A 19,472-nucleotide genomic window follows, 5' to 3' on the forward strand; every position below is an offset into this window, starting at 1 on the left:
TATCCCTCCCCCGCTGATGATTAAGCCACAAAGAATCAGGATTTTACGGGATATATTGAAAACACATGAAAAACTACATTCTATATAGAATGTAGTTTTCTACTAATTAATATAACCGTTTTCTTCAAGTTTACTTTTCTGAAAATTCAAACTAGTTGAATGTCAATAGTTTAAAAATCCATCTATTCATTTTCACTTTCATTTGTTCGATATTTTGTAACATCGCCGTAGTGTTTAATATGTTAGGATGTCTATAAGTATTTTTTACTACGACTATGACTTTTTCTGCTCTGTTTCTAAAAAAATTAGATGTATGTTACTTCGCTTTAAAATTCTCCATTGTATATATATGAATACTTCAAATTATTACCTTTAGAAAAATATAATCTAAATGATTCACCACACTCTAATAGTTATAAAAATATAATATATAACCTTAGTTAAATAAACTCTATAAAGAAGGTGTAAAAATGAAGAATAAAATAAATTTACAAATGCAAAATATAAGCTTTGTTTTAATAATTGCTTTAGCAGTATGGTTAAAAACATATCTTATTACAAGATTCAGTTTCAATTTAAAAATTGAGTCTTCTACACAAGAGCTTATTTTGTTTATTAGCCCTCTCGCTGCATCATTAGCTTTTGTCGGATTAGCATTATTTGCAACTGGTGAAAAGCGAAATTATATAGCGCTATGTATTAATCTCTTATTAACTATAGTTCTCGTTGGAAATGTAATGTTCTATGATTTTTATAGTGATTTCGTTACGTTACCAGTACTTGGACAAACATCAAACTTTGGCCAATTAGGCGGCAGTATTATAGAAATATTGAACTATAAAATTATACTCGCTTTCGTAGACATTATTTTCTTCTTTATTTTGTTAAAGAAGAAGGCACTAGTCTTCCAAACAGGACGTGTAACTCATCCGGCACGCTTGTTATATTTTCTCTTAACAATTGGTGTATTTTTTGCGAATCTACACCTTGCAGAAAAAGAACGACCTGAACTATTAACGAGATCATTCGACCGAGTAATGCTTGTTAAAAATTTAGGACTATACACTCATCAAGTATATGATTTAACACTACAAGTAAAAGCAGGATCACAAAAAGCACTTGCTGATAGTAGTAAATTACAAGAAACTGAAAACTACGTAAAGGCAAACCAAAGTGAGCCAAACCCTAACATGTTTGGTGCAGCAAAAGGAAAAAACGTAATTGTTGTCACTCTTGAATCCCTACAAACCTTTTTAATAGGCGCATCAGTTAACGGTCAAGAAGTTACACCATTCTTGAATGAATTCATAAATGAAAGCTATTACTTCGATAACTTTTTCCACCAAACTGGTCAAGGAAAAACATCAGATTCTGAATTTCTAATAGATACATCGTTGTATCCATTAAATCGAGGAGCTGTATTCTTCACGCACGGTAACAACGATTATACTGCGACTCCAGAAATTTTACGTCAGCAAGGCTATTTCACTACTGTATTCCATGCGAATAACGCAACATTTTGGAATCGTAATATCATGTACTCTGCTCTTGGTTATGATCGTTACTATAATGAACTTGATTACAAAATTACACCCGAAACAAATTTAAATTGGGGCTTAAAAGATATCGAATACTTTGATCAATCAGTAGATATATTAAAAACTGTTGATCAACCATTTTACGCTCGTTTCCTTACTTTAACAAACCATTATCCATTTACGTATGATGAAGATACAAAATTCATTGAACCATACAACTCTGGTAATGGCGTATTTGATCGCTACATCGTAACAGCTCGTTACTTAGACGAATCAATTAAAAACTTTATTGAGCGTTTAAAAGCTGAGGGGCTTTATGATGATTCTATTATTGTGTTATACGGTGATCATTATGGCATTTCCGAAAAACATAATCGCGCAATGGCGCAGTTTTTAGAAAAAGATCAAATAACAGAATTTGATACTTTAAATTTACAACGTACACCTTTATATATTCATGTCCCTGGACAAAAAGAAGGTCAAACCATTTCAAAGCCTACTGGACAAATCGATATGAAACCTACTATTCTAAATTTATTAGGGGTTGATACTACTAACGATATCGGTTTTGGTCATGATATGTTTTCAGATGAATATAACGGATTTGTTGTTTTCCGTGATGGCAGCTTCGTTACAGACAAGTATGCATATACAAATCATACTTTTTATAATCGAGAAACAGGTGAGGTTGTAGATTTACCAAAAAAAGAAGCTCAAGAAATGATTAATCGTGCACAAAATGAATTAAGAATGTCTGACAAAATTATTGAAGGCGATTTATTACGTTTCTCAGAAAGTAATAAAATTAAAACTGGAGAAGTAAAAACTAAAATTAAAGAAACTGAAAAATAATCTATAAATGCGAAGGGAGCAACTAACTACAGTTGCTCCCTTTTTACTCTCTTATAACACATGATGCAATTTTATATAAAAAACTTGATATATTTTACTTTTATTCTACGCTTGTTTCTAAAGTTAAATCTGTATAGGCATTATCCTCACCTATATTTAAGATTACTTCACATTGACGTAATCTCAATTCAAAGAGCGTTATAGGATCATGATAAACTTCAGGGTTTGATTTCATTTTATGCAGTTTATCTTGTTTTTCTTTTATTTCTAAATGAGTGTTTTTTACAGCTTGTTCCAACGAGCCAAATGGATTTCTGAAGAACATATTAATATCCCGCTCTTGTGTGTTTTCAAATAGCTCAAACTGCAAGAAAAATTTCTTCATAATAGAAGCCGTTACATCGGTATAATCTTCATTTTCTAAATACTGTTTGTATTTGTTATATAGCATAGCTTTATTTTTAGGAAGAACTCCAAATAATTTACCGGCACTTTTCAGTAAAAATTGTGCTGGCGTAAATCGGCGTAAAATATTTACTTCTTCCATTTGTATTCTAGTTGTCATTCTATCAGTATCTCTGCGCCAGTCATCAATTACTTTAAAGTCACATTCTAACTGTATTCGATTTTCTCCAAATAAAGAATTAAGTCCTTCACTGGTTTCTGCTAAGTACAATTGACTTTGAAGGAGCTCGTTATTAGAAGTCGCAATCCAATTCTGCATAGAGCGAGCAAGATTAGGTAATACAGTTTGTTCTAGATATTGTTGCACCCTTTCATTCATCGCTGTATTTAGTTCAATATCAATGTGCCCAAAATCACTTTCTTCACTAATTAAATCGGAACAACTCTGCAATAGTTTCGGAATATGTTCTGTAAGATCATTAGTAATTTCGTTTTTCATTGTACGATATGTTTCTGTAATTAAATGAATTTTTTCCTTCTCAAAAGCAGTAAGGTTATTAATACAAGCATTTAGTTTAACTAACATATCTTCATTCCAATTAATAGAATCCACTAGATTATTTTCCCTCTCGACGCGTTTATCCAAAAGATATGTAATTGTTTTTCTAATGAAAAACAATAGCTTTTCAGTACGTTCTGCATCGATATTTTTATGGTTAAAGTTAAAATGAATAAACTCAGTTAAATCGTTTAGTTGTTTACTATTTGTATATAACGAAGAATAAGGGAAAACTCTTGCATTAGGGAAATATGTATTTATTCTCACTTGCGTATCTTGTATAACTCTTTTTGCTTCTGCTTCATTATAAATGTTATCAATTTTATTTAATAAGAAATGAACTTGTAGATTTGGTGTATGTTCTTGGATACTTAATAGAATGTCACGTTCTTTGTCAGTAAAAGGTGAATCCGTATTCAATACGAATAGTAATTCATCTACAGAGTTTAAATATTCAAACACCTCATCTCTCGCGTCATTGTTCCTATTAAAGCTAGGTGTAACAACGAATGTAAGTTTATTTTCACTTAAAAACCTGCATGGTAATTTAAATTCAACACACGCTCTATCTCTATATGTTTGACGATGCACTGCCATCATGTTATGGAAATCAGAGAAATTCTCAGTTGTTGTAATTTCCGAATCTGTTATAGCGTTAATTTCTGTATAAGCGTCATTTTTAAAAACAACTACATTTGAGATTGAGTTTTCTAATATATTTTCTCCTAAAATAGAGTTAATAAATGAAGCTTTTCCGTTCCCTGAAGTTCCAGTTACTAATAGGCGATTTGTTCTTAAATCTGCAAGCTCACCAACTAACCAGCTAAATCGGTTACCCATTTCTAAATCATGTTCTTGTGCCCAGTGTGTAATAGATTCAAAAAGATGTAAACTATACTCTAAGCCATTCACATGATTAATAGAATATGACAGTAGGTCTTCTGCATCTTTTATATCCGCTGAATCTATTTTAGAAGGAAAAATCTCATCCCATGCCAATACTGCTGCAGATGGAAATACAGCATGAGAGGGATTGACTACCTTTAACCAATTTGTTAACAGGTTTGGAATGATATCGTGTAATTGTCTAAGCATATATTGACCTTGAATTAATTCAAAGTATGTTTCTTCGTAAAGAGAAGAAATTTCGTCCCATATATCGGACGAATGTATTTCGATATGTATGAAAAATTCATTTATTGTGTTGAGCCATAATAAGTAATTTTGTTCATCTTTATAGCTGTGCCAAAGTGATGAAACAATTTGCGTAAATTGTACTTGATCTACATTATTTAATGTAACTAATACTTTATAAAAATAGTCTGGTGAAATATTTTTAGTAAATCCTTTATCGATATATTCTTTTAGAACCTCAAACCACGGATAAGATTCTGTTCGAATTAACTCGTTCACAGCAAGCTCTACTGCACTATCAAAATCTTGCTGTTCTTCATAAAAGGAACGGGCAATTGTTGTGACGTTTGGATAATCGGGATTTAAAGAAACCGCTTCTTTTATAACAGCGAAAGCTGAATCAAAATTATTTTGCTCGATGTAAAGAGACAGTAATTGCAGTACAATTTCAGTCATAAGTGTTTTGTTATCAGTAGTAATGGAAGTATACACATTTTCAGCAACTGATAATTGGTTAAGTTCGAAGTAAGCATCCGCAATATTTTTTTGTGCCCATGGTGCTAGTTCATTACTAACTTTCTCCCATTTAAAAATAGCTGCTTCAAAATCTTGATGGTGATAATAAAATTCACCTTGTGCAAAACGAATATAAGATCCATCAGAAATCTCATTTTTTTCTTCGTTTACATAAGCTTCTCCAAGTACTTGAAGAGGTGGGTGTGTTTCATTCTCCATTAGGAATGTTTCATAATACATCTTTTTTATTAATTGTTTTTCTAATCTCATTTTTTCCCCCACTATATCTCAAAATACATTTTTTGAGATATGTCAATACTTTTTTGTATGTATGCTTTTTATCTTAACAAAGAATTCCTTTTGAAAAATTTCATTTTCCTTTCATTTTTCAAGTAAGATTGAATTTTTATGAGAAAAGTTTCAGTTTTTTTTCAATTCCCTTTCAGTTGTGAAACAACATTAAATGTTCCTAATAACCTAATAACACTATAATATTCCACATTATATTATCAAGAAAACCATATATATATTACATTATAAAAACAATCTATAACGAATATATATGCAAGATTCCCTTCGCTAATAAATAAAAGAAATCCTTATAATATATTTCTCACCTTGTTTTCCTTTGAAATATTTCAGTAGTTACGTAATTAAATTCCATTAACCTATATAAATAACTAGTCCAAAAAAAATCTATATGCATATCATGTTATAGTAAAGAATTCAGGAAATCCTAAAAAGGAGGCATTTTCATGTTTGAAGATAAATCTAAAATAAATTACCCATATGAATTTACTGAAACTACAACAGTCCCTCTAAAAAACCCCATCAATAAAACTTTCAAAAACGGCTCTGGTACACATAACTTCCCAATTAAAAAGCATTATAAAGAGCAGGTTTTATATACTGAAAAAATTAATAATAATAAAAATAAATAACCGTATAGATCCTTATAACAATTAACCAAATAAGAATCTATATTTGGCCATGCATAGTTATGTGTTTAATAATGTAGAAATCCTTATTATACAATTTACGTACCTTTAAAAAGTGCTGATATACGGCGCTTTTTTATACATAGATAATAGAAGCACAAAAAAGGTATGGATATTTTCCACACCTTTTTTGTGCTTTGCTATTTATAAATGGAGTAGTACGTCCATGTTTATTTTACCTAATAGCACTTTAATGGGCCTTCTAGAAGAAATAAAAGCTAGTTTAATGAAAAAATAAGTTTCTTAGCCAATGCACCTGCCCCTACCAGCAGAATTTTACTGGTAGGAGTCATTGGATTGAATTTATATAATACCTTGAATATTTTGCGTCTATTTTTTCTTAAGGGGTATTTATTCGGGTTACTTATTAGATTATCAATTATATTCCTTCCGATTCCTACTTTTTATAGGTCATTATTGCTCTATTATATATATTTTAAAATTTACCAAACGCAGTTTCAAAGCAACTTAGTTTTCATAAAATATGTTTTGTTTCCGCTGGAACGAATAGGCTTTAATCTCATCTGTATCTAAATTTTCATGAAATAAATGAATGGCTATAATTTGTCTACAATCGTAAGTATGATAATAATATGTTCCGGACTCCATACACATTACGCTTGTATAAATGGTATTATCTAATGCACCTTCTTCTGTTATTACTCCGCCTTTAGGAACCTCGCAATTTGATAAGATATGAAAAAGGGCCGATACTCCCTCTTCTTCACTATCTATACCTTGAATGTTTTGTTTGCCATATGCTGCTCGCACAAACCTTGATGGCGGGGTGAAATCCCCTGGAAGTCCCATTGAACCTGAGCCCTGACCAAAAGCACTTAATGGCAAGTTACTCCACTCTGTTGGCGCGAATGGCTGCGATTTAAGGCCAATATATTGTCTTAAATTTTGTAAATGCCAACTAAACTCCGGACTATTCGTCATCACTCCTAGTGGGTTGTCATACATTTTTAATCCTTCATTTGTTGGCTCCAGTACAATGCAATCTCCCCATTTATCCGCTAAAATCCAATGTAGTGGTGGTGTAAGTCCTAAATCCGGTAATGGTATATCCAAAAAGGTAAGGCTATCTACAGATTTCTTTAACTCTTTGACAGAATTGAATTGTGTGAGACTCCAAGTCACAAAATCAAATGGAGCCAAATTCGTTTTGTTGTCATCTATGCTTTGACTATAAGTAGCGAATCCTGGAAAATAGAGTGTTGCACATGTCATACCTGCTTCATTTACTCCGTCCGCCATAATGATCCTTCCTTGATGATTAATTCCCATTCCGACCGTAGCATGTTTCGTATTAATGATTTCACCAGTTATATTATTCCACTGGTAATGCCGAGGAATGATTATTACTTCTTGATTCAAATCTAATGTGAAGTCCATCGTTCTTGCAAAAAGATGCTGACCATTTTTTGTCTGTAATGTCAAACTAGTACACATAAAGAACACCCCATTTTATGGTTTTATATACACTTTACATAATTCTGATAATTCTGTAAATTAAAAGCCCCTTTTCTTACAAAAAAATGAGAAAGCACATATAAATTACAAATAGGTTATCTCTAGTTTATAAATGAATTTTTAAAATATAGTTGCAAAAGAATGATATTAAAAAGGAGCGACTTGTTACTATCGCCCCTTTTTATTTCTCTCTATATTTTATTAAAATAACTGTAGAGAACATTGCTATTACATATTTATTTTATTTTCTTTCAGCACATATAAATAATACTAGGCACTTTCAAACCGTTTCAAATAACTGGGAACGAACTTTTTCTCTTTGGACATTAACCCTACATAACCCTCTTAAACATCTTCTCCAACTCATAAGTAGAATGATGCACCAGAATCGGTCTTCCATGCGGACATGTATATGGGTTTGTTGTTGTACGAAGTTCTTCAAGTAAAGCGAATATTTGATCGTTCGTTAAATATTGATTTGCTTTAATCGATGCTTTACAGCTCATCATAATAGCTGCTTCTTCACGTAATTTTTTAATATCAACTTTTTTTAGTTTGACGACTTGCTCCATCATCTCATCAATGATTTCTGTTTCTTGTCCTTTCGGGAACCACGTTGGATGCGAACGAACGATAAAGGATTGATGGCCAAACTGCTCTAAAAATAGTCCGACTTTTTTTAGTTCTTCTAACTGCTCTTCGACACGTAAAAATTCGGTAAGAGATAAATCTATGCGGTACGGTACAAGTAATTCTTGTACTTCTTGCGTAACTCGTCCCACTTTATCACGGAAATATTCATAATTGATGCGCTCCTGCGCAGCATGCTGATCAATCATATATAGCCCGTTATCATTTTGAGCGAAAATATATGTTCCGTGCATCTGTCCAATTGGATAAAGCGGCGGTAAGTCATTACCGTTCATTTCAATCTCTTTTATCTCCCCGACTTCTTCTTCCAATTCCTCTAATTCAAAATCGTCATCGTTGCTAGTCCATTCCTTTTCCTCTCGAACCGTTTGCTCTATTACCGGCTTAGAGGATGGCTGCCAGCTTTGCTCTTCTCTTACGAGTGACTGTGGTGGTTGCCATTCTTGCTTCGGCGGTTGCCACAGTTGTGCTGGTTGTTTTACAGTCGTTGTTTCTTCTTGTTTCTCATCCATTCCTGTTGGTAAAACGATGTTAGGCATAGATGATTCTCTCGGTTTTGTATGCTCAAACTTGAACTGTTCTTGCACACTTTCATCTTTTTCTTTTTTCTTCGTTGTTACACCAGCATCTGGAATGAGTTGTATTTTTTTGAATGCAGCTTGCAATGTTTCTTCGATAAGCTTTAGCAATTCTTGTTCTTTACTAAAGCGTACTTCTAATTTTGCTGGATGTACGTTGACATCAACAAGCATTGGATCCATTTCAATTGATAAGAAGCCGATTGGGTATCGTCCGATTGGCAATAACGTATGATATCCTTGCTGAATTGCTTTCATTAATACGAAATTTCGAACGTAACGGCCATTTACAATCGTTGACATATAGTTACGCGACGCTCTCGTTACTTCTGGTAATGTTACATAACCTTTAATTGTAAAGTCTAGAGACTCAGCTTCAATCGGAATAAGCTTCTTCGCAACTTGAATGCTGTAAATCGATGCAAGTACTTGTCTTACATCACCGTTTCCTGATGTATGAAGCAATTTCTTTTCATTATGAAACAGTTTTAACGATACTTCTGGATGTGACATTGCAATACGATACACGATATCTGTAATGTTCCCAAGCTCTGTATGAATCGTTTTCATATATTTAAGGCGCGCTGGTGTATTAAAAAATAAGTTTTGTACAGTAATATCTGTTCCTTTTCGGCTTGCCGTTTTCTCTTGTTTTATAATGTCTCCACCTTTAATACTAAGGTGTGTACCAGGCGCATCACCTGTGCTCGTAATTAACTCTAATTCACTCACTGAGGCAATACTCGGCAGGGCCTCTCCGCGGAAACCGAGCGTTCTTATACGAAATAAATCATTTTCATCTTTAATTTTACTCGTTGCGTGTCGTTCAAATGCAACGATACAATCTTCTTCAGCAATACCATCTCCATTATCGATGATGCGAATCTTCGATAATCCAGCTTCTTCTAAGTGGATTTCAATAGATGTACTATTCGCATCGATGGAATTTTCCACGAGTTCTTTTACAACTGAGGCAGGGCGCTCTACTACTTCCCCTGCCGCAATTAAGTTAGAGAGTTGATCATCGAGTTTGCGAATTTTCCCCATCTACTTACTCATCCTTTCTTTAACTTTTTCTGCAAGCGATACAGTTCGTTCATCGCCTCTAAAGGTGTCATATCAAGTAAATCAATTTTTTTAATTTGCGCAAGTACTGCCGTTTCTTTTGCATCTAGAACTGACTTGTCTTGTTTTTTCGAAGACTGTTCTCCACCAAAGAATGATAATTGCGATTCTTCCTCAGTCTCTACTTTCGTCTCTTGTATTTCTGCTGGTTCTTCTTTTACAACAACTGGTTCTGGAGCGACTTCTGGCACTTTCACTTCTACTCGTTTCGGAATAACAATTTCTTCCTGTCCTTCTAGTTGTGCTAACACTTCTTTCGCGCGAGCGATTAAGCTCTCTGGAAGCTCGGCAAGTTGAGCAACGTGAATTCCGTAACTTTTATCAGCCGCTCCATCTTGAATTTTATGAAGGAAAACTACTTTTCCATTCTCTTCAATTGCTGAAACATGTACATTCTTTAGTTGGTCTAAACTTTCTTCTAACACTGTTAATTCATGATAATGTGTAGAGAATAATGTTTTCGCACCAATTTGGTCATGAATATGTTCAATGATTGCTTGCGCAAGTGCCATACCATCATACGTAGATGTACCGCGTCCAATTTCATCGAATAAAATTAAACTTCTCTCTGATGCATTTGCAATTGCATTTTTCGCTTCTAACATTTCAACCATAAATGTACTTTGACCTGAGATTAAATCATCCGCTGCACCAATTCTCGTAAAGATTTGATCGAAGACAGGTAATACTGCTTCTGTCGCTGGTACAAAACAACCAATTTGTGACATAACAGTAACAAGTGCTAATTGTCTCATATACGTACTTTTACCAGACATGTTCGGTCCTGTAATTAAAAAGACATCCATCTTCTCCGGCATAATACAATCATTCGGTACATACAATTTCCCGTTCAATACTTTTTCAACGACAGGATGACGACCATCTTTAATAAAGATTTCGCGCTTATTTGTTAAAACAGGTTTTACAAACTGCTCTTCTTCACTAACTGTCGCAAAGCTTTGCAGTACATCTAGTTCACTAATTACTTTCGCTAAATGCTGTAATTTCGGAATGAATACTTTAACTTCTTCGCGAAGTGCTGTAAATAAATCGTATTCTAATTGTACAATTTTCTCTTCTGCTTCTAAGATTAATGTTTCTTTTTCTTTTAATTCATCTGTTATGAAACGTTCAGCATTAGCAAGCGTTTGTTTACGCTCATAGCGCCCTTCTGGAAGTGCTGCAAGATTAGCCTTCGTCACTTCAATATAGTAGCCGAAAATACGGTTGTACCCAATTTTTAATGATTTAACCCCTGTAATATCACGCTCTCGTTTTTCAAGCTCAGCAATCCACGTTTTTCCGTTTTTACTAACGTAACGATATTGATCAAGCTTATCATTATAACCATCTTTAATAATATCTCCATCTTTAATAGAAAGCGGTGGGTTTTCTTGAATACTTCTTCCCAGTAATTCAGTTAAGCTCTCACATGGATCTGCACCTTGAATTAACCTTGCTGCATAAGCATTATCTAACAGACTAATCGCTTCTAAAATAGCTGGTACTTGCAGTAAAGAACGTCTTAATTGTAATAAGTCCCGTGCATTTACATTACCAAATGCAACTTTCCCTGCTAAACGCTCTAAATCATATACTTCTTTTAACTTTTCTTTTAAATCTTCACGTAAGAAGTAATCATTTACAAACGTTTCAACCATTTCTAAACGCTCTTCAACTTTGTCTTTCTGGATAAGTGGACGTTCCATCCACTGTTTTAACATACGCCCACCCATAGCCGTTTTTGTTTTGTCTAATAGCCATAATAATGAGCCTGTCTTTTCCTTCGTGCGAAGAGTCTCTGTTAACTCTAAATTACGTTTTGAATGCACATCAATTTTCATAAATTGATTCGTGTAATAAATTTCTACTGGTTGCAAGTGATCTAACGAACGTTTTTGTGTTCTTATCACATAGTTAAATAAGCGTCCAATTGCTTTAATTAATTTTGCTTGGGAAACACTTTTCACAAGATGTTCTAATCCTTCTGGAATAGTTGTTGCATCTTCATACGAAATCGTCATTTTTAATGTTTCAGTTAACTTATTTAATTCATCTTTTGAAAATGTAGAATCTACAACAATTTCTTTTGAACCAGTCGCATACACTTCTAATAAAATATCTTCTACTGAACCAGTTAATAACGTCACTGTATTTTGTCCAGTCGTTAAGTCATTACAAGCTAGCGCATAAGATCCATCTTCGAAATGTGTTAATGCTGCTAAGAAGTTATTCTCCTTCTCGTCTATTGTACGCCCTTCCATCATCGTTCCTGGCGTAATTAGTTGTACTACTTCACGACGTACTACACCTTTAGCTGTTTTTGGGTCTTCCACTTGCTCACAAACAGCTACTTTATATCCTTTTTCAACAAGTTGTTCAATATAATTTTTAGCTGCATGATGCGGTACACCACACATCGGTATACGTTCACTACTACCACCATCTCGGCTCGTTAATGTAATTTCAAGTTCATGAGCTGCTTTAACAGCATCTTCAAAGAACATTTCATAAAAATCACCTAATCGGAAAAATAAAAAGGCATCTTGATAGTCTGCCTTAACCTTTAAGTATTGCTGTATCATAGGCGTATATTGCGTCATGTCTTTCCTCCATAATTCTTACATAATAATCTATATTCATATATGTCACACTTCACGGACATCCATATCTCCTATTCCAGGAGTCTTTCCTCATTATAGCACATTTCATAAGGAATCATGTTCATGCAGAACCACTTATGTACTGTAAAAAGCTAGGAAGAACTTCTCCCTAGCTTTCTCTTACTCTTCTTCTGCATCGACGATAAAGTTCGGATCTAATTCTTCAAACTCATCATCATCGACTTGGAAATCCTCGTCTGATTCTACGCAACCTTCAGGATTTACACTTACACAAATTTTCGTTTCCCCAACTACTTCTGTTACAAATTCACGTTCTACCGTCACAACAATTTTATTACCATTTGGCGATACAAGAGCTTCTAAACAATTTGGCGGCTGAATTACACGAGCGATAATTTCTAAATCGTCACCAGAGAAGTTTTTATCACGATACCCAATACTAACTTCATCATTGTAGTTAACACGTTCTGTTACAACTTCAGTCTTTGTGTTTCCATCAAATGAATACCAAGTGTTTACATCATAGAAACCTTCAATTTCCACATGTTTTCCATTCTTTCTCGCTTCGTACGAATGGTTAATTACCCAGCACCCTAAAATACTTGTTGGCTCATTATTCGATTCACATGTATGCGTTGACTTTGTATACTTACGTCCTTTTCCAACCACTGCTTTTGTAATAATCTCTCTAAATTCGGACATTCGTAACCCTCCTCAATCACTATTCACTTAATCATATGCGTGACAATAGCGGAATGTGTCATTCTTTTTTTTGAGAAGAATTTCCGATATAACCCACTAAAAAAAAGAGATGTCAATAAGACATCTCTTTAACAACCACAATTTCCTTTTTTACTTTCTACTGCTGCACCAGTTTCACCCTTCAACACATCGCCGCCAGTTGAAACTAATATTTCATCTGTTACATTGTTAGAAATGGTACTAGCAACTAGCTGTAGTAAGTCATTTACATACGTTTGTGAAGATTTAAACTCCTGTACAACTGGGATATTATCTAACTTATCTTGAAGTGCATCAATTTCAGCTTCTACTTTTTTCAAAGCTTCCCATTTCCCATAATGTTGCAAGTTTACTGCTTGTTTTTGCAAAGCTTTTATTTCATCAATTGCTCGCTTTACATTTTCATTTTTATGAATTTGTGCTTCTGCTCGCTTAAAGAAATCGACTTCTTCTGTTTCAGAGATCATTTTCGCTAATTCTTTCGCTTGCTCAACAATTTCATCTTTCGTATATACTTTCATCTATTATTTCACCTCAATCGGCTCCTTAACCAATTCCCCGTTAAGAGACCAAGTTTTTGCTTCCGTTATTTTTACTTTCACAAGCTGACCAATTAAAGATTTTGAAGCAACAAAGTTTACAAGTTTATTCGTACGTGTATATCCCGCAAGTACTTCAGGATTATTCTTACTTTCTCCCTCAACTAATACTTCTACAATTTGACCTATATAATGCTTATTCTTATTAACTGCATATTCATTCACTAGTGTATTTAAGCGTTGTAATCGCTCTTTCTTCACTTCCATCGGAACATTATCTTGCATTTTTGCAGCTGGTGTACCTTCACGCGGAGAATAAATAAATGTAAATGCCGTATCAAATCCTACTTCACGATATAACGACATCGTCTCTTCAAACTGCTCATCCGTTTCATTAGGGAAACCAACGATAATATCAGTCGTTAGCACTGCATTCGGAATTGTTTCTTTAATTTTTCGTACAAGCTCTAAATAGTGTTCTCGCGAATATTTACGCGCCATAATTTTAAGCATATCTGTACTACCAGATTGAACCGGTAAGTGGATATGTTCTACTAGGTTACCACCTTTTCCAAGAACATCAATTAAATGATTGTCAAAATCACGTGGATGGCTTGTTGTAAAACGAATACGCGCGATATCGATTTTACGAAGTTCATCCATTAAATCGCCAAGACCATATTGTATATCTTCAAAGTCTTTACCGTATGCGTTTACGTTTTGTCCAAGTAACGTAATTTCTTTATAACCGTTCGCAGCTAAATGGCGAATTTCTTTAATAATATCTTCTGGACGTCTGCTGCGCTCTTTTCCGCGTGTATACGGTACAATACAATATGTACAAAACTTATCACAGCCATACATAATATTTACCCAAGCTTTAATATCTCCACGACGTACTTTCGGAAGGTTTTCAATTACATCCCCTTCTTTTGACCAAACTTCAACTACCGTCTCTTTTGAGAACATTGCGTCCTTTAAGATATACGGTAATCTATGAATATTGTGTGTACCAAACACCATATCTACATGCTGATTTTTTTGCATAATTTTATTTACAACAGATTCCTCTTGAGACATACAACCACATACACCAATTATAAGATCCGGATTTCTTCGCTTTAATGATTTTAAATGACCAAGTTCACCGAACACTTTATTTTCAGCATTTTCACGAATTGCACAAGTATTTAATAAAATCACATCTGCCTCTTCAGTTGAAAAGGTTGGCTCATATCCAAGTGTTGTAAAAATCCCAGCCATTACTTCTGTATCATGCTCATTCATTTGACAGCCATATGTACGAATGTAAAACTTTCTTCCTGCGCCAAAATCGCGAAACTCTTTAGGTAGGCCAAAATCTCTTTCAATTTTAACTTCTTCTTTCCCACGCTTTTTCGCCAATTTCAAGGAAGGTGGTTGGTATACACTTTCAAAGTATTTACTATAATCTTTCTCTTCTTTTTTCGTAGAGGAATTTGCTTGTCGACTTGCTAATCGTTGTTGCTCGTTCATCGGTAATCTCCTTTCACCCTTAACTATACACACACTCTGTAGTCCATTTTAATGCGCTTAGACCCATCTCAATGATGTTAGATAGCATGAGAGATAACTTGCCCTTTGAAACTTGAGTAATCGATCTAATCATCCGTAAGAATGAAGTCTTCCCCACACAAATAGACATTCCCTTTTTTTATTTCATCTTGTCCTACCCAAAAGTATATTGCTTTATCCCTATACACATTATCATAGTATAGAGCCTTTAGCCAACTTTAACGAAGAAGGCTTCTTATCCTATATTTCATTTCACAGTTATTGAACATGCTATTTTTATACAACGATTTATATATTATTTTATCATTCTGAATTTTCTAAGTAAACAAATCTATTAATTATTTTTATTCACTCAAAAAGAAGGTTACCAAGCGGCAACCTTCTCTCCGATTATTACATAAATTCAGCAACAAGCTCATCAAACATTTTCTGATCCATATTCAAATCAGCTTGCACTAAAGGTTTTTCACTATAGTCTTTTACAAGCTCTTGGTAAGAAGGCTGCTTTGTGTTTTGATAAATTAAACCTGTTACTAACCCGTTCTTTTCCATTAATGTTTGCATAGCCATCATGCGGTTAGATGGATCATATCCTTCTACTGTACTTAGTTTCGTTAAATTCTCTTTAAACCAATCATAAGTATTTACTTTATTATAAGTAACACATGGACTAAATACATTAATTAATGAAAAGCCTTTATGGTTAATACCAGCTTCAATAATTTGCGTTAATTCTTTTAAATCACTTGAAAAGCTTTGCGCCACAAATGTCGCACCAGCTGTTAAAGCCATTTCCATAACATTTAGTGATGGTTCAATTGAACCTTGTGGTGTACTTTTCGTTTTAAATCCAGCTTCACTACGTGGTGAAGTTTGCCCTTTTGTTAATCCGTAAATTTGGTTATCCATTACGATGTACGTAATATCAATGTTACGACGAATAGAATGGATTGTATGTCCCATACCAATCGCAAAACCATCACCGTCACCACCGGATGCAATAACTGTTAAATCACGATTTGCCATTTTCACACCTTGTGCAATTGGAAGAGCACGTCCGTGAATACTATGCAAACCATATGAATTAATATACCCTGAAATACGACCGGAACAGCCGATACCAGAAATAACAGCTAGCTCATCTGGATTTAAACCAACGTTAGCTGCCGCACGCTGAATCGCAGCCTGCACCGAGAAGTCTCCGCAACCTGGGCACCAGTTTGGTTTTACACTGTTACGAAAGTCCTTAAATGTTGCCATTTAATACAACCCCTTTTTTACATTCGTTGTAAATCTCTTTCGGCAAGAATGGATTTCCATCGTATTTTAAAAGACTAGAAATTTTCTCGCCATTGCCAAGATTCATTTTCATAATGTTAGCAAGCTGACCAGTTGCATTGTTTTCTACTACTACAACACGCTTCGCTTTTTTCACAAGTGGATCGATTTCAGCTGTTGGGAACGGATGAATTAAACGTACATGGGCATGGTTTACTTTCATTCCTTCTTGTTCTAAACGCTGCATTGCCTCTTCGATCGCACCACGAGTTGAGTTAAAGCCTACTAACAATACGTCTGCGTCATCATGCTTAGCATTTTTGTAAATAGGGGTATTAAACTGTAAATTCGCCATTTTACGGAAACGTTTGTCCATTTGATCTTTACGATTTAACGCTGATTCAGATGGTTTACCCGTTTCATCATGTTCTACACCTGTAACATGGTGAATACCATTTTTCATACCAGGTAAAACACGTGGTGAAATTCCATCTTCTGTTACTTCATAACGCTTGAAGTATGCTTTATTTTCACGTTCTGGTAATTCTACTTCTAAATCAAGCTTACCACGACGAATTTCCACTTTATCTAACTTAAGTGGTTCTACTGTTTGCTTTCCTAAAGAAAGCTGTAAATCTGTTAAGAAAATAACAGGCACTTGATATTCTTCTGCTAAGTTAAACGCTTCTACAATATCATAGAAAGCTTCTTCAACTGTACTTGGCGCCATTACGATTTTTGGAATTTCACCATGTGTTCCGTAAATCATAGCCATTAAGTCAGACTGCTCTTGTTTTGTTGGTAAGCCCGTACTTGGACCACCGCGTTGTGTATCAATGATAACTAGCGGTGTTTCAGTAATACCTGCTAAACCAATTGCTTCCATCATTAAAGAAAGACCAGGACCAGCAGATGCTGTTAATGTACGAACACCAGCGTAGTTTGCACCGATCGCCATTGTACAAGCTGCGATTTCATCCTCAGTTTGGATTACTGTTCCGCCGACTTTCGGTAACTTTTTAATTAAATATTCCATAATTTCAGATGCAGGTGTGATTGGATATGCAGACATAAAGCGAGCGCCACCAGTTACCGCACCAAATGCGATTGCGTCGTTTCCAATCATAAACATGCGTTTCTTACCGTCAGCTTTTTCAAGTTGCATCATGTTTACTTTCTCACCAAGCAATTCTTTCATGTATTGAGAGCCGCGTTTAATTGCTTCCATATTCTTTTGAACGACTTGCTCTCCTTTACGACCAAAGATTTCTTCAACAACCTCTAAATAAGCTGTTTCGTCTAATCCTAATACCGCACTAGATGCCCCAACAGCAACCATATTTTTCATTAAAGATGTGCCTAATTCTGAAGCGATATCTGTAAACGGTATCACATATAGATTTACATCTGTATTATCAGGTATTGTCGGATTAAATTTCGCATCCGCAACTACAATTCCGCCCGGACGTAGTTCGTGGAAGTTAAAATCAATTGTTTCTTGATCAAAAGCAATTAAAATATCTAAATCATCTGAGATCGCGCGTACTTCTGTTGTACTTACACGAATTTTATTATTTGTATGGCCGCCTTTAATACGTGATGAGAAGTGGCGGTAACCGTATAGGTAATATCCTAATCGGTTTAATGCTATACAGAAGATTTCCCCTGTACTTTCAATTCCTTCACCTTGTTGGCCTCCAACTTTCCATGAAAGTTGACTAATCATCTCCTACACCCCTTTTGGCTGCATTCATTGTAGTGTATTTTTTTACAGTATTAGTTTAGCATTTTTTATGCAAATAAACTACAACGGACGCAAATTATGCCTCTTCTGATTTCCCTTAATCTTTAGTATAATGCTATTTCGTTTACCATTCTAGTATTAGGTCTTAAAAAAATCAATAAATCCAAGTGAATTTATTGATTTTTTCTGAATTTTTAAAACATAATCTTTAGAACGTTATACAGTCAACAAAATTTTTATACAAAAATCGCTCTACAGTTGATTCACTATACTTTTTACACAGTTGATTAATTATACTTTCATAATCCCTATATGCCTCTACACCTACAACCGTTTCTAAAATCCCATCAAAATCAGAACCAAACCCTATATTTTTTTCTCCACCTAATGAACAAATATATTCCACATGCCTTAATATATCTGCTATATTCGCTTGTCTTTCATTCGTTAAAAACTGTGGTACGAAAGTAATACCAATAATGCTATTTTTCTTTATAAGAGCTCTTATTTGTTCATCGGTTAAATTTCGTGGATGCCCACAAAGTTGATAACAGTTTGAGTGAGATGCAATCGGATTTTGTGCAATTTCAATAACATCCCAAAAGCTTCTTTCATTTAAGTGAGACACATCGGTCCATAAATGTAACGTATTAAGTTCTTGTACAACTTGTCTACCAAATGTAGTTAAACCTACTCCACGTGCCTCTAGCGCTCCATCAGCTAACAGATTGGCATAGTTCCATGTCAATCCAAAAGAACGTACACCTAAGCGATAAAACAAACGTAATTTCATCGCTTCGTTTCCAATCGCTTCGCATCCTTCTAATGTTAATAATGCTCCAATCTCGTCCTGTTTTAGCATATTAATATCGTTTTTTGTCTGAATAAACTTCATTCCTGGTAGCGATAGAATTTCATTGTGAAAAATATCTATCATTTGCAGCGCAACTTCAAAACGCTTTTCATACGCTACTGTTTCTGGTACATATATAGCAAAGCATTGTATACTTCCTTTTCTTTTCTTTAATTGTTCAAATGTAATATGTAATTGTGAATCGTTTTGAAAGTCTTTTTTTCCTTTTGCACTCCATAACTGCAAGAGTACATCGCAATGAGCATCAAAAATTTTCATTTTCATTCCTCCACTATAAAAACAACCT

The 19,472-nt window shown here is 34.4% G+C and carries 12 protein-coding genes; 2 read left to right on the forward strand and 10 right to left on the reverse strand.

The window, feature by feature from the left end:
* Window positions 1-470: 470 nt before the first annotated feature.
* Entirely contained in the window at window positions 471-2,390 is a 1,920-nt protein-coding gene (locus tag MKY70_RS19410) for an LTA synthase family protein (protein WP_341074553.1), read from the forward strand.
* 100 nt (window positions 2,391-2,490) lie between these two features.
* On the opposite strand, the gene MKY70_RS19415 is transcribed toward MKY70_RS19410, so the two are convergent.
* A complete protein-coding gene (locus MKY70_RS19415; RefSeq protein WP_341025564.1) occupies window positions 2,491-5,274 on the reverse strand; it encodes a dynamin family protein in 2,784 nt (927 codons plus the stop codon).
* A gap of 485 nt (window positions 5,275-5,759) precedes the next feature.
* Here MKY70_RS19415 and MKY70_RS19420 point away from each other — a divergent pair, with 485 nt between their 5' ends.
* Window positions 5,760-5,945, forward strand: coding sequence for a hypothetical protein (locus MKY70_RS19420; protein ID WP_000461142.1), 186 nt, complete (start codon window positions 5,760-5,762; stop codon window positions 5,943-5,945).
* Between the two features lie 525 nt (window positions 5,946-6,470).
* Here the strand turns inward: MKY70_RS19420 and MKY70_RS19425 are convergent.
* From MKY70_RS19425 to MKY70_RS19465, 9 genes are all read right to left on the reverse strand, one after another.
* Window positions 6,471-7,457, reverse strand: coding sequence for a choloylglycine hydrolase family protein (locus tag MKY70_RS19425; RefSeq protein WP_088034604.1), 987 nt, complete (start codon window positions 7,455-7,457; stop codon window positions 6,471-6,473).
* A gap of 353 nt (window positions 7,458-7,810) precedes the next feature.
* The gene (gene mutL, locus MKY70_RS19430) at window positions 7,811-9,754 is read right to left on the reverse strand and encodes a DNA mismatch repair endonuclease MutL (protein ID WP_088034601.1); all 1,944 of its coding nucleotides are present in this window, start codon (window positions 9,752-9,754) and stop codon (window positions 7,811-7,813) included.
* Between the two features lie 8 nt (window positions 9,755-9,762).
* Window positions 9,763-12,435 (reverse strand): DNA mismatch repair protein MutS, encoded by a 2,673-nt coding sequence (gene mutS, locus MKY70_RS19435; RefSeq protein ID WP_088034600.1) that lies wholly within the window; start codon window positions 12,433-12,435, stop codon window positions 9,763-9,765.
* A gap of 180 nt (window positions 12,436-12,615) precedes the next feature.
* On the reverse strand, window positions 12,616-13,158 hold the full coding sequence (gene cotE, locus MKY70_RS19440) for an outer spore coat protein CotE (RefSeq protein WP_002014610.1): 543 nt from the start codon (window positions 13,156-13,158) through the stop codon (window positions 12,616-12,618).
* Between the two features lie 128 nt (window positions 13,159-13,286).
* Complete coding sequence (locus MKY70_RS19445; RefSeq protein WP_002033698.1) at window positions 13,287-13,718, reverse strand: RicAFT regulatory complex protein RicA family protein; 432 nt, start codon at window positions 13,716-13,718, stop codon at window positions 13,287-13,289.
* A 3-nt stretch (window positions 13,719-13,721) separates the two neighbouring features.
* Window positions 13,722-15,251: a tRNA (N6-isopentenyl adenosine(37)-C2)-methylthiotransferase MiaB gene (miaB, locus tag MKY70_RS19450; protein WP_088034598.1), complete on the reverse strand. Its 1,530-nt coding sequence runs from the start codon at window positions 15,249-15,251 to the stop codon at window positions 13,722-13,724.
* 432 nt (window positions 15,252-15,683) lie between these two features.
* Window positions 15,684-16,550, reverse strand: coding sequence for a 2-oxoacid:ferredoxin oxidoreductase subunit beta (locus MKY70_RS19455; protein WP_002088040.1), 867 nt, complete (start codon window positions 16,548-16,550; stop codon window positions 15,684-15,686).
* Window positions 16,537-18,294: a 2-oxoacid:acceptor oxidoreductase subunit alpha gene (locus MKY70_RS19460; RefSeq protein ID WP_002014603.1), complete on the reverse strand. Its 1,758-nt coding sequence runs from the start codon at window positions 18,292-18,294 to the stop codon at window positions 16,537-16,539. The genes MKY70_RS19455 and MKY70_RS19460 overlap by 14 nt, the downstream gene beginning before the upstream one ends.
* A 226-nt stretch (window positions 18,295-18,520) precedes the next feature.
* Window positions 18,521-19,444, reverse strand: coding sequence for a dipeptidase (locus tag MKY70_RS19465; RefSeq protein WP_060751723.1), 924 nt, complete (start codon window positions 19,442-19,444; stop codon window positions 18,521-18,523).
* Window positions 19,445-19,472 lie beyond the last annotated feature (28 nt).

The organism is Bacillus sp. FSL R9-9492 (genome assembly GCF_038007365.1).
Lineage (GTDB): Bacteria > Bacillota > Bacilli > Bacillales > Bacillaceae_G > Bacillus_A > Bacillus_A mycoides.

What these genes read in the sequence shown, in the direction of transcription:
- MKY70_RS19465 (WP_060751723.1), bottom strand. Translation starts at nt 19,444, where the DNA reads ATGAAAATTTTTGATGCTCATTGCGATGTACTCTTGCAGTTATGGAGT.
- MKY70_RS19415 (WP_341025564.1), bottom strand. Translation starts at nt 5,274, where the DNA reads ATGAGATTAGAAAAACAATTAATAAAAAAGATGTATTATGAAACATTC.
- mutL (WP_088034601.1), bottom strand. Translation starts at nt 9,754, where the DNA reads ATGGGGAAAATTCGCAAACTCGATGATCAACTCTCTAACTTAATTGCG.
- MKY70_RS19410 (WP_341074553.1), top strand. Translation starts at nt 471, where the DNA reads ATGAAGAATAAAATAAATTTACAAATGCAAAATATAAGCTTTGTTTTA.
- miaB (WP_088034598.1), bottom strand. Translation starts at nt 15,251, where the DNA reads ATGAACGAGCAACAACGATTAGCAAGTCGACAAGCAAATTCCTCTACG.
- MKY70_RS19425 (WP_088034604.1), bottom strand. Translation starts at nt 7,457, where the DNA reads ATGTGTACTAGTTTGACATTACAGACAAAAAATGGTCAGCATCTTTTT.
- mutS (WP_088034600.1), bottom strand. Translation starts at nt 12,435, where the DNA reads ATGACGCAATATACGCCTATGATACAGCAATACTTAAAGGTTAAGGCA.
- MKY70_RS19445 (WP_002033698.1), bottom strand. Translation starts at nt 13,718, where the DNA reads ATGAAAGTATATACGAAAGATGAAATTGTTGAGCAAGCGAAAGAATTA.
- MKY70_RS19460 (WP_002014603.1), bottom strand. Translation starts at nt 18,294, where the DNA reads ATGATTAGTCAACTTTCATGGAAAGTTGGAGGCCAACAAGGTGAAGGA.
- cotE (WP_002014610.1), bottom strand. Translation starts at nt 13,158, where the DNA reads ATGTCCGAATTTAGAGAGATTATTACAAAAGCAGTGGTTGGAAAAGGA.
- MKY70_RS19455 (WP_002088040.1), bottom strand. Translation starts at nt 16,550, where the DNA reads ATGGCAACATTTAAGGACTTTCGTAACAGTGTAAAACCAAACTGGTGC.
- MKY70_RS19420 (WP_000461142.1), top strand. Translation starts at nt 5,760, where the DNA reads ATGTTTGAAGATAAATCTAAAATAAATTACCCATATGAATTTACTGAA.